Source organism: Mycobacterium zoologicum (assembly GCF_020181635.2).
GTDB lineage: Bacteria > Actinomycetota > Actinomycetes > Mycobacteriales > Mycobacteriaceae > Mycobacterium > Mycobacterium zoologicum.
The window spans coordinates 59334-70686 of sequence record NZ_JAYJJS010000001.1; the positions used below are offsets into that span (position 1 = coordinate 59334).

General features: G+C 68.1%; 10 protein-coding genes. 4 read left to right on the forward strand and 6 right to left on the reverse strand.

The window, feature by feature from the left end; all coding sequences use genetic code 11:
* Nucleotides 1–98 precede the first annotated feature (98 nt).
* The gene (locus K6T84_RS00250) at nt 99–929 is read left to right on the forward strand and encodes an SDR family NAD(P)-dependent oxidoreductase (RefSeq protein ID WP_225401674.1); all 831 of its coding nucleotides are present in this window, start codon (nt 99–101) and stop codon (nt 927–929) included.
* An 11-nt stretch (nt 930–940) separates the two neighbouring features.
* Here the strand turns inward: K6T84_RS00250 and K6T84_RS00255 are convergent, their stop codons facing one another.
* Together K6T84_RS00255 and K6T84_RS00260 are read right to left on the reverse strand one after the other, a co-directional pair.
* Nucleotides 941–1795, reverse strand: coding sequence for a glycine betaine ABC transporter substrate-binding protein (locus tag K6T84_RS00255; RefSeq protein WP_224864976.1), 855 nt, complete (start codon nt 1793–1795; stop codon nt 941–943).
* A gap of 8 nt (nt 1796–1803) precedes the next feature.
* Nucleotides 1804–2988, reverse strand: a complete 1185-nt coding sequence (locus K6T84_RS00260) for an NAD(P)-dependent malic enzyme (RefSeq protein WP_224864975.1) — start codon at nt 2986–2988, stop codon at nt 1804–1806.
* Between the two features lie 64 nt (nt 2989–3052).
* Here K6T84_RS00260 and K6T84_RS00265 point away from each other — a divergent pair, with 64 nt between their 5' ends.
* Nucleotides 3053–3409 (forward strand): DUF732 domain-containing protein, encoded by a 357-nt coding sequence (locus tag K6T84_RS00265; RefSeq protein WP_224864974.1) that lies wholly within the window; start codon nt 3053–3055, stop codon nt 3407–3409.
* 77 nt (nt 3410–3486) lie between these two features.
* Nucleotides 3487–6798, forward strand: a complete 3312-nt coding sequence (locus K6T84_RS00270) for a helix-turn-helix transcriptional regulator (RefSeq protein WP_408066030.1) — start codon at nt 3487–3489, stop codon at nt 6796–6798.
* 5 nt (nt 6799–6803) lie between these two features.
* Here the strand turns inward: K6T84_RS00270 and K6T84_RS00275 are convergent, their stop codons facing one another.
* Nucleotides 6804–7793, reverse strand: a complete 990-nt coding sequence (locus K6T84_RS00275) for a malate dehydrogenase (protein ID WP_224864972.1) — start codon at nt 7791–7793, stop codon at nt 6804–6806.
* Between the two features lie 152 nt (nt 7794–7945).
* On the opposite strand from K6T84_RS00275, the gene corA reads away from it, so the two are divergent.
* Complete coding sequence (gene corA, locus K6T84_RS00280) at nt 7946–8980, forward strand: magnesium/cobalt transporter CorA (protein ID WP_408066031.1); 1035 nt, start codon at nt 7946–7948, stop codon at nt 8978–8980.
* Between the two features lie 93 nt (nt 8981–9073).
* Here the strand turns inward: corA and K6T84_RS00285 are convergent, their stop codons facing one another.
* The 3 genes from K6T84_RS00285 to K6T84_RS00295 all read right to left on the reverse strand — a co-directional run bounded on the left by K6T84_RS00285 (nt 9074) and on the right by K6T84_RS00295 (nt 11350).
* Nucleotides 9074–9487, reverse strand: coding sequence for a hypothetical protein (locus tag K6T84_RS00285; RefSeq protein WP_225401672.1), 414 nt, complete (start codon nt 9485–9487; stop codon nt 9074–9076).
* Between the two features lie 115 nt (nt 9488–9602).
* Nucleotides 9603–10211: a suppressor of fused domain protein gene (locus tag K6T84_RS00290; protein WP_225401671.1), complete on the reverse strand. Its 609-nt coding sequence runs from the start codon at nt 10209–10211 to the stop codon at nt 9603–9605.
* Nucleotides 10208–11350 (reverse strand): ABC transporter ATP-binding protein, encoded by a 1143-nt coding sequence (locus K6T84_RS00295; protein ID WP_225401670.1) that lies wholly within the window; start codon nt 11348–11350, stop codon nt 10208–10210. The genes K6T84_RS00290 and K6T84_RS00295 overlap by 4 nt, the downstream gene beginning before the upstream one ends.
* Between the last annotated feature and the right edge of the window lie 3 nt (nt 11351–11353).

Here is an 11353-nt window from a genome sequence, read left to right on the forward strand (position 1 = left end):
GTGGGCCCGGACCTTTCTGCACGCTCGGCGGGTGGGGCCAGGCCAGTACCGGCGGTAACGGATAAACTCTGGGAGTCAACCGACCGCTGGGAGAGCACATGCAGGGATTCGCCGGGAAAGTCTGCGTCGTCACCGGCGCCGGCTCAGGGATCGGTCAGGCACTGGCCATCGAGTTGGCCCGCGCCGGCGCACAGCTGGCGATCAGCGACGTCGACACCGAAGGGCTCGCCCAGACCGAGCAGCGGTTGAAAGCACTCGGCGTGCAGCTCAAGGCCGACCGGCTCAACGTCACCGAGCGGGAGGCGTTCCTGGCCTACGCCGACGAGGTCAAGGAGCACTTCGGCAAGGTCAACCAGATCTACAACAACGCCGGGATCGCGTTCAGCGGCGACGTCGAAGTCACCCCGTTCAAGGACATCGAGCGGGTGATGGACGTGGACTTCTGGGGCGTGGTCAACGGCACGAAGGCCTTTCTGCCGCACCTGATCGCCTCCGGTGACGGGCACGTCATCAACATCTCCAGCCTGTTCGGTCTGCTGTCGATGCCCGGCCAGGCCGCCTACAACGCCGCCAAGTTCGCCGTCCGCGGTTTCACCGAGGCGCTGAACCAGGAGATGGCGATCAACAAGCACCCGGTCAAGGTCACCACGGTGCATCCGGGCGGCATCAAGACCGCGATCGCCCGAAACGCCACCGTTGCCGAGGGCATAGATCAGGCGGCGGCGGCCGACTTCTTCGACCGGAAACTGGCCTCGACCACCGCCGAGGAGGCCGCCCGGGTGATCCTCGAAGGGGTCAGCAAGAACCGGGCCCGGGTGCTGATCGGTAACGACGCCCGGGCACTGGATCTGCTGGTGCGTATCACCGGCTCGCGATACCAGAAGCTGTTCTCGTCCGTCCTCCCCAGGTTCCGCCCAAAGGGAGTCTGACGGGCAGTGACTCAGCGCCCCAGCGGGTGTTCGTCCAGGAAAGCGTCGGCCACGGCCTGCGGGTCGGCACCGCCGGTCACCCGCCGGGACATCTCGATCAGCGCCTCGGAGTCCAGTACGCCGGCCACCTGGTTGACCGCCAGCAGCTGGGCTTCGCTGAGCTCGTTGCGCCGGTACAACGGCACCACGTTCTCGGCGCGCACCAGCGCGGGCCGGCCGTCGCTGAGCACCACGGCGTCGCCGGGCACACCCACGTCAGCGGTGCTGGTCCACGCAGCGCTGACCTGACCGGCATTCAGCGCGGCGAACAACGCTGCAGCATCGGGGAATTCACGCACCTTGGGCAACGTGCACGACCCGACGACCGGCGGCGTCCGGGCATCCTTGACCGCGCCGACCGTCAGCCCAGAGCAATGCCGAACCAGCTTCGACAGGTCGGCGCCGCCCCAGGAGGTCGCGGTGGCGGTGCTCACGGCCAGCGCGGGCTTGTCGGTGGCCGTGATCGAGTAGTCGCCAAGCGCGAGCCCCTCCGGCAGCGCACCGGCCAGCGCAAAGTAGACCTGCCGATCCGAACGGGCCGGTGAGCTGGGGGCGAACACAGCCAGCAGCCGGCCGGTGAGACCGGGAACCAGGGTCAGCTCCCCGGAATCCAGCGCGGACACCGGATCTTGGACCGTGTCGATATGCACCGCGGCGCCGGTGCTGCGCAGCGCGTCGGCGTAGAGGTGGGCCAGTACCTGCGACTGCGGGTCCGGCGTGGCTCCCACGTTCAGCGGAGCGGGGCCCGGGTGAGTCGCACACCCGGCGGCGACAAGTACCGCCGCCCACCCCAGGCGCGGGCGCTGGTGCCCCGGCCGCTTCGACATCAGCGAGCTCAGGACACCGAGGCAGCCGTTGCGACCGCGGCCGCAACGGCGGGCTCGACGCGCGGGTCCAGCGGGCTGGGCACGATGCGGTCCGGCGCAAGGTCGTCGGCGACGACAGAGTAAATCGCTTCGGCAGCAGCCAGTTTCATCGCCTCGGTAATCCGGCGCGCGCCGGCGTCCAAGGCTCCGCGGAACACACCCGGGAAGGCCAGCACGTTGTTGATCTGGTTAGGGAAGTCGCTGCGGCCGGTCGCCACCACCGCCGCATACTTCGCGGCCAGATCGGGGTGGATCTCCGGATCGGGGTTGGACAGCGCGAACACCACCCCGCCGGGGGCCATCGACGCGATCAGCTCCTCGGGAACCACGCCGCCCGAGGCGCCCAGGAACACATCCGCGCCGTCCAGCGCCGCGGCCAGGCCACCGGTGAGGCCGGTCGGATTGGTGCGCTGCGCCAGCTCGGCTTTCACCTCATTCATGTCGGTGCGATCCTGATGCAGGATGCCCTGCGAGTCCAGCACGACCATCTGTGAGACGCCCATCGAGTGCAGGATGTTGGCACAGGCCACGCCTGCCGCACCGGCGCCCGAGACCACCACCCGCAGCGACGTGATGTCCCGGCCGAGTACCTTGGCCGCCCCCATCAGGGCCGCCAGTGCCACGATCGCGGTGCCGTGCTGGTCGTCGTGCATCACCGGGCAGTCCAGCGCCTCGATCACCCGGCGCTCGATCTCGAAACAGCGCGGGGCGGAGATGTCTTCGAGGTTGACCGCCCCGAACGACGGGCGCAGCCGCACCAGGGTCTCCACGATCTCGTCGGGATCCTTGGTGTCGAGCACGATCGGAATCGAGTCCAGCCCGGCGAAGGTCTTGAACAGCGCCGCCTTGCCCTCCATCACCGGCAGCGACGCCGACGGGCCGAGGTCACCCAGGCCCAGTACCGAAGTGCCGTCGCTGACCACGGCCACCAGCCGGTGCGCCCAGGTGTAGCGGGCCGCCAGCGTGTGGTCGGCGGCGATGGCGCGGCTGACCTGCGCCACACCTGGGGTGTAGGCGATCGACAGCGCGCGCTGGCTGTCCAGTGGGGCTTTGAGGTCGACCGAGATCTTTCCGCCCACGTGGGCTTCGAAGATTTCTTCGTCTCCGATGACGATCTGGGCACTATTCGCGGATTGCGGCACATTTTCGGACATCGCTCGCAAGGGTACTGTGCGGGTACTCGGGGTTGCGATTGCCGTAACGGAAGGGAGTCGGTCTGTGGTGATCCGGCTGGTCCGAATCCTTGCCGTCGTCGTCGCGGCCCTGGCCGTCGGAAGCGCGGTGGCGGTCGCCGACCCGGACCAGGATCAGCGGTTCCTGGCGCTGCTCGATCAGGAGCACGCTCCCGCCGTCGAGAACGTGCCGAGCATCATCGCCGCTGCTCACCGGGTCTGTGTCAGGTTCGACGACGGCACGTCGTTCGACGTACTGCGTGACGACATGGCGGAACGGTCGATGGCGGCGAATCCGGTTGAGCGGAGCACGCCCGACCGCGTCACTTTGGCGATGACCAGGGCCATTACCGCGGCGGTCGAGGTTTATTGCCCGGCCCACCGCGATTTGATCCCAGGCTGAGCCGCGGCCGGTCCGCACCGAGATCTACGCCCTTTCGCTGATGTTTTGCCGTATCCGCGCACCGCATGCTGGCTAGCATGAGCGAACGCACGGACACGCCGGCGGTGAACTGGGGTGAGTTGGGCGTGAGCGAGCTCCCGACTGGAACGGTGACGTTGCTGCTGGCCGACGTCGAGGGCTCCACGCAGCTCTGGGAGACCCAGCCCGAACAGATGACTGCCGCGATCGCGCAACTGGACCGTACCCTCGCCGAAGTCCTCTCAGCCCGGGGCGGGGTGCGGCCCGTCGAGCAGGGTGAGGGCGACAGCTTCGTGGCAGCGTTCGCCCGGGCCAGCGACGCCGTCGCCTGCGCCCTGGAGCTGCAGCGCGCACCGCTGGCACCGATTCGGCTGCGCATCGGCCTGCACAGCGGCGAGGTGCAGCTGCGCGGCCACACCAGTGAGGCGGGCAACTACATCGGGCCGACGATCAACCGCACCGCGCGCATCCGCGACCTGGCGCACGGTGGCCAAACCGTGCTCTCGGCGATCACCGAAGCCTTGGTCATCGACCGGCTTCCGGCCGACACCTGGCTCATCGATCTGGGCAGCTACCCACTGCGTGGGCTGCCGCGTCCCGAGAAGGTACTGCAGCTGTGCCATCCGGATCTGCGCAACGACTTCCCCCCGCTGCGGGCGTCCACCACCGTCGCGTCCACCCATCTCCCCCCTCAGCTGACCAGCTTCATCGGCCGTGGCGAGCAGATCGGTGACGTGCGGGCCTTGTTGGCGGACAACCGGTTGGTCACGTTGACCGGTTCCGGTGGCGCGGGCAAGACACGGCTGGCGGTGCAGGTCGCCGGCCTGCTGGCGGACCGATTCGCCGACGGCATCTGGTACGTCGATCTGGCGCCGATCACCGACCCGGAGCTGGTGCCGATGATCGCGGCCCGGGCATTGGGCCTGCCGGACCAGCCGGACCGCTCCGCGATGGACACCCTCATCCGCTGGATCGGCGAGCGGCAGATGCTGGTGGTGCTGGATAACTGCGAACACCTCCTCGACGCATCCGCAGCGCTGCTGCTCGGCCTGCTCGGCACCTGCCCACGGGTGACGTTCCTGGCCACCAGCCGGGAGCCGATCGCGGTGGACGGCGAAGTCGTCTGGCGGGTGCCGTCTCTGTCGCTGGCAGACGAGTCCGTCACGCTGTTCGCCGACCGTGCCCGCCACGCCCGTCCGGATTTCCATGTCACCGACGACAACGCCGGCGCGATCACCGAGATCTGCCGGCGACTGGACGGAATGCCGCTGGCGATAGAACTCGCCGCGGCGCGGGTGCGCGCGTTGTCGCTCGACGAGATCCTCGAGGGGTTGCATGACCGGTTCCGGCTGCTGACCGGCGGTTCGCGTCGCGCGGTACGTCGCCAGCAGACGTTGCACGCCTCGGTCGACTGGTCGCATGCCTTGCTCACCGATACCGAGCGGGTGTTGTTCCGGCGACTGGCCGCCTTCATGGATGGCTTCGATCTCGACGCCGCCCAGTTCGTCGCCGGATGCGGGGACATTGCGAGCCATCAGGTGCTCGATCAACTCACCCTGTTGGTCGACAAGTCGCTCGTGATCGCCGAAAACACCACCGGCCGAACGCGATACCGGATGCTGGAGATGGTGCGTCAATACGCACTGGAAAAGCTGGGCGAGTCCGGTGAAGCCGACGCCATCCGCGCCCGTCACCGCGACCACTACACCGCGATGGCGGCCGTGGTCGACTGCCCGCCCCATGACGGTCATGAAATGGTGCTGGCCAGAGCAGATGCCGAGATCGATAATCTCCGTGCCGCTTACGCATGGAGCCAGGAGAACGACGAGGCAGAGCAGGCATTGACCCTGGCCTCATCCCTTCTTCCGCTCTGGCTGGGACACGGCCGCATCGCCGAAGGGGTGGCTTGGTTCGACAACGTGCTGCGCGACAGCGCTGCGCGGGGCATCGAGCTCGCTCGACCGATACGGGCGCGGGCACTGGCCGATCACGCACTTCTCAACGCGTGGGGCCTGGCGTTGAACAGCCTGGACGAAGCGCAGGAAGCGGTCGCGATCGCACGGGAGCTCGACGATCAGGCGCTGTTGGCCCGGGCGCTGACAGCCTGTGTCAGCATTGCCGCCTACAAGGCGGAGGTGGCGGCACCGTACTTCGCCGAAGCGATCGAGCTCGCCCGCAAACTCGACGATCGGTGGCGGCTGAGCCAGATCCTCGGTTGGCAGACCTACGCAGCCGCGGTGACCGGTGACCTGAACGGCGCCCTCACGATCGGCCAACAGGGCCGCGAGCTGGCCGATTCCCTCGGCGACCAGTTCAACTCGCGCTACTGCCGAAACTGGCAGGGAATGGCGCGTTACATGCAGGGTGATCTGGCCGGGGAGATCACGCGTTGCCAGGAGATGATCGCCGAGGCGGACGGCGCCGGCGACCTGCTCAACCGGTTCCTGGGCTTGCAGAACCTGGCTCTGACGTTGGCTTTTCGGGGCGAGATCGACCCAGCCGAAGATGCACTGGAGGCGCTGATCGAAACCGGCTCTGAACTCAGCGGCGTGCACGAGGGCGTCGCCCATATGGCGGTGGGGCTGGTGGCGTTGGCCAGTGGCGACGCGGCGGCGGCGGCGAGCGCGCAAGAGCGGATGTGGCATCACATCGGCGTCTACAGCCAGATCGCCGCCATATTCCGCTGGTGCCGAGCCGAAACGGCGTTGGCACTCGGCGATCTGGCTGCCGCGGCGCGGTGGGCCGACGACGGTGTCGCTGCAACGACGGGGTGGTACCGGATCATGGGCCTGGTGCCGCGTGCTCGGGTTGCGATGGCGCTGGGCGAGCCTCAGCGGGCCGAGCGCGACCTGCATGAGGCACTTGTGATCGCCGCCGATACCGGAGCCCAGGTAGGGCTGCCGGAAGCCTTCGAATGCCTTGCGGCCGTGGCATTCAACGGCGAGAGCTATCACGAGGCGGCCCGACTCTTCGGCGCGGCAAAGGGCATCCGGCAGCGCACCGGCGCCGCCCGCTTCACGATCCACGACGCCGATTTCGACACCCGGGTGGCCGGCCTGCGGGAAGCGATGGGCGACAGTGACTTCGACATCGCCTGGGCCGACGGCGCCGCGCTGTCCACCGCGGAGGCGATCGCCTACGCCCAGCGTGGCCGTGGCGAGCGCAGACGGCCGCCTAACGGTTGGGGCTCACTGACCCCTACCGAGCTCGACGTCGCGCGACTGGTCAGCGCAGGACTGCCGAACAAAGACATCGCCGCTCGGCTCTTCGTCTCACCCCGCACCGTGCAGACGCATCTGACCCACGTCTACACCAAGCTCGGACTCACCTCCCGGGTGCAGCTCGCCCAGGAAGTCGCCCGCCGGGCCTAACGCCGTTAGATCAGGCCCAGCCCGGTGACGGCTTCGCGCTCCTCGGCCAGTTCTGCGGTCGAGGCGTCGATGCGCTTGCGGGAGAAGTCGTTGATCTCCAGGCCCTGCACGATGCTCCAGTCGCCGTTCTTGGTGGTGACCGGGAACGAGGAGATGAGGCCTTCGGGCACCCCGTAGGAGCCGTCGGAGACCACGGCCATCGAGACCCAGTCATCGGCCGGAGTGCCCTGCAGCCAGTCGCGGGCGGCGTTGACGGTCGCCGACGCGGCCGAGGCGGCCGAGGAGGCGCCGCGGGCGTCGATAATGGCCGCACCGCGCTTGGCGACGGTCGGGATGAAGTCTTTCTCGATCCAGGCCTCGTCGCCCACGACCTCGGCGGCGTTCTTCCCGTTGATCTGGGCGTGGAAGATGTCCGGGTACTGGCTGGCCGAGTGGTTACCCCAGATCGTCACCTTCGTGATGTCGGTGACCCTGGCACCGGTCTTCTTCGCCAGCTGCGAGATGGCCCGGTTGTGGTCCAGGCGGGTCAGGGCGGAGAACCGCTCCTTGGGGATGTCGGGGGCATTGCTCATCGCGATCAGCGCGTTGGTGTTGGCCGGGTTACCGGTCACACCGACGCGGACGTCGGAGGCGGCAACGGAGTTGAGTGCCTTGCCCTGTGCGGTGAAGATCGCGCCGTTGGCCTCGAGCAGATCACTGCGCTCCATGCCCGGACCGCGCGGGCGGGCGCCGACCAGCAGCGCCAGGTTCACGCCGTCGAAGATCTTGTCGGCGTCCGAGCCGATCTGCACGCCGGACAGCAGCGGGAACGCACAATCGTCCAGCTCCATCACGACGCCCTCGAGCGCCTTGAGGGCGGGCTCGATCTCCAGCAGACGCAGTTCGATCGGCCGGTCGGGGCCCAACAGCGAGCCGCTGGCAAGGCGGAACAGCAGGCTGTAGCCGATCTGGCCGGCGGCGCCGGTGACGGCCACCTTGAGTGGGGTTGTGCTCACGTCAAGTGCTCCTCGAACGGGTTCGATGTGGGAGAAGTCTCGGTCGGATCGAAACTAGCGCACCGCACCGCCACACCGAAACTCCGGACGGTCATGCGGGGGCCGGACGCGTAGCATTTGACCGGCATCTGCGCCGAGAGTGGAGGCTCGCCATGACAGCCCCGAGCGACCCGGCTCCGCGAGTTCTCGTCGATTGCGGCGTGTACTCCGATGGCGCGCGGGTTCCCGGCGAGTTCACCCCCGCCGGGGCCCTGGCCAAGGTGCGCCAGATCGAGGGGGCCGGCACGCAGGCTTTCGTCTGGATCGGCCTGCACGAGCCCGACGACCGCCAGATGCAGGCCGTGGCCGAAACGTTTGACCTGCACGAACTGTCAGTCGAGGACGCCGTGCACGCCCACCAGCGGCCCAAGCTCGAACGCTACGACGAGATCCTGGTCCTGGTGCTCAAGACCGTCAACTACGTCCCGCACGAATCGGTGGTGCTGGCCAGGCAGATCGTCGAAACCGGCGAGATCATGGTCCTCGTCGGCAAGAACTTCGTCGTCACCGTCCGGCACGGCGACCACAGCGGGCTGGCGCAGGTCCGCAAACAGATGGACACCGACCCCGACCACATGCGGCTGGGCCCCTACGCCGTGATGCACGCCATCGCCGACTACGTGGTTGACCGCTATGTCGAGGTGACCAATCTCATGGAGACCGACATCGACGCCATCGAGGAGGTGGCGTTCGCCCCCGGCACCCGCACCGACGTCGAACCGATCTACCAGATCAAGCGCGAAGTCGTCGAACTGCGGCGTGCCGTTGCACCACTTTCCGTGCCGTTTCAGCGGATGCAGACCGACTACAAGGATCTGATCTCCAAGGAGGTGCGACGCTACGTGCGCGACGTCGCCGATCACCACAGCCGCGCCGCCGACCAGATCGCCAGTTACGATGAGATGCTCAGCTCGCTGGTGCAGGCGGCACTGGCGCGAGTCGGTATGCAGCAGAACACCGACATGCGCAAGATGTCGGCCTGGGCGGGCATCATCGCCGTCCCCACCATGATCGCCGGGATCTACGGTATGAACTTCGACCACATGCCGGCGTTGCACTGGGCGTTCGGCTATCCGGCGGTGACGGCCGTCATGACGGGTATCTGCGTGGTGCTCTACCGCGCGTTCCGCCGCAACGGCTGGCTCTGAGCCCCGCCCCTTCGGGCGAGGGTGCGTGTCTGTACGCCGACACGCCGCAGATCTCGTACAACTGCGCACGGTGGCGATGCGGGGCGGCGCGCTTCAGCGTTGACGCCGGGAGCTGAGCTCCCTTGTGCCGTCAAGGAATACCGCGACGACGGCATCGGTGGCGTGTTCGGGTGTGACGGTGCCGGCCGCGGTCAGCGACAGCGCCCGCACGATGAGTGCGCTGAACATTTCGAAGAGCACTTCCGGGGGGAGATCACCGCGCAGGATGCCGTCTTTCATCCCGCGGGCGATCAAGCGGCGCAACGGTTGCCTCAGGACACGGTTCTTGGTCTCCGGGTCGACGTGGACGTCGTCCAGGCTGATCAACGCGGCGAATTCGGCGCCGGTGCGGACGAACATCGCGGTGACGTGCGCGATCGCGCGATCGATGGGCAGCGCGTCGAGTCGGGCGGCTGTCAGGGCGCGCCCCATCTCGGTGATGGCGTGCTCGGCCACACCGCGCAGCACGCCTCAACACCTTGTCAGCACGGCGCTGAGTCGGGTCCCGTCCGGCGCGAGCGTGCGCAGTGGTACGGGCCAAACCGGTGTGTCGGCGTACAGACACGCACGCTCGCGGCAGAAACTACGAGGGCTCGGAGGCCCGGCGGGCGGGGTCGAAGACGTCCACCCCGTCGGACCGCCAGGCCTCCCGCATGGCGTCGGCGCCCTTGAGCCGCACCCACGCGGCCTCGGTCGCGGTGATCGGGGTGGCCGAGAGGAACCGTACCGGCTCACGCGGCGGCTCCAACGCCGCCTCGGCGATATCACTGTCGCCCAACAGCATCGCGGTGAACGGAACCGCACCGGACTCGCCGGTCCACAGCGGCCCACCCAGGTCCATCAGCGCGTCGGGCACCAGCACCACACCCTCTACCACCGGCGCGGCCGCCACCGTGGCCAGGCTGCGGGCCAGTCCGGACGCCGAGCCGGAAACCCGCAGGCGCAACACAATTTCCGCGCGGGGTCCGTGCAACGGATCGGCGAGGATCTCGCCCGGGTCACCCATCGGATGCCGCGAACAGCCCACCGACACGTAGTGCACCAACCGGTCGGGCCCGGGCCCGAACCGCAGCACCTCGATGGGCTCGACACCCAGGAAGGTCAACCGGGCGACAGCGGGTTCGGCAGCGATGCCTCGGGCGGCGAAGTGCTCCCCCAGATGCTCGCGCACCCGGTCCAATTCGTCGCTCACTGCGCGGGCGGCGCGATGCTGAGGTTCACCCCGGACGCGGCGTCGAACACCACCACGTCGGCGGGGTCCAGCGCCAGCTCGATCGGCTGCCCGCCGGTCGCCTTCGACGCGGCCGGAACCCGGGCCACCAGCTCGTTCTCCGCCGATGTGTCGGCCGCTTCCTCCGGCGTGAAGTACAGGTACTTGTCGGCGCCCAGCGACTCGACCAGATCGACCCGTGCAGTGAACCTCACCGCCCGGTCACGCCCGTCGGCGTCGAGCAGGCCCGCGTCACCGAGATGCTCGGGCCGCAACCCGATCACCACGTCGCTGTGCGTCCCCGGGTGTTTGCCGATCGTGTCGCGGACCTGATCGGTCAGCGGCACCTCGCCGAACGACAGCCGGGCGCCGGTCGCGGTCAGCGTGCCGGGGAAGAAGTTCATCGCCGGTGAGCCGACGAATCCGGCGACGAACAGGTTGGCGGGCCGCTCGTAGAGCTCATCGGGCGTGCCGATCTGCTGAGCGATGCCGCCCTGCATCACCACCACCCGGTCGCCGAGCGTCATCGCCTCCGTCTGGTCATGGGTGACGTAGACGGTGGTGGTGCGAAGCCGCCTTTGCAGCCGGGCGATCTCGCTGCGCATCTGCACCCGCAGTTTGGCATCCAGGTTGGACAGCGGCTCATCCATCAGAAAAGCCTTGGGATGCCGCACGATCGCCCGCCCCATCGCGACCCGCTGGCGCTGCCCGCCGGAGAGCTGCGACGGCTTGCGATCCAGCAGGGCGGTCAGGTCCAGGATTTCGGCTACCTCCGCGACCTTCTCGGCGATCTGCGGCTTCTTCATCTTGGCCAGGGTCAGCGGGAACGCGATGTTGCCCCGCACCGTCATGTGCGGGTACAGGGCGTAGGACTGGAACACCATTGCGATGTCGCGGTCCTTGGGAGCGCGTTCGTTGACGCGCTGGCCACCGATCCGCAACTCCCCCGACGAGATCTCCTCCAGCCCGGCGATCATGTTCAGCGTGGTGGATTTACCGCAGCCGGACGGGCCCACCAGGATGATGAACTCGCCGTCGGCGATGGTCAACGACAGATCCTTCACCGCCACAGCACCATCGGGGTAACTCTTGGTGATGTGGAGGAGTTCGATCTCTGCCATCGG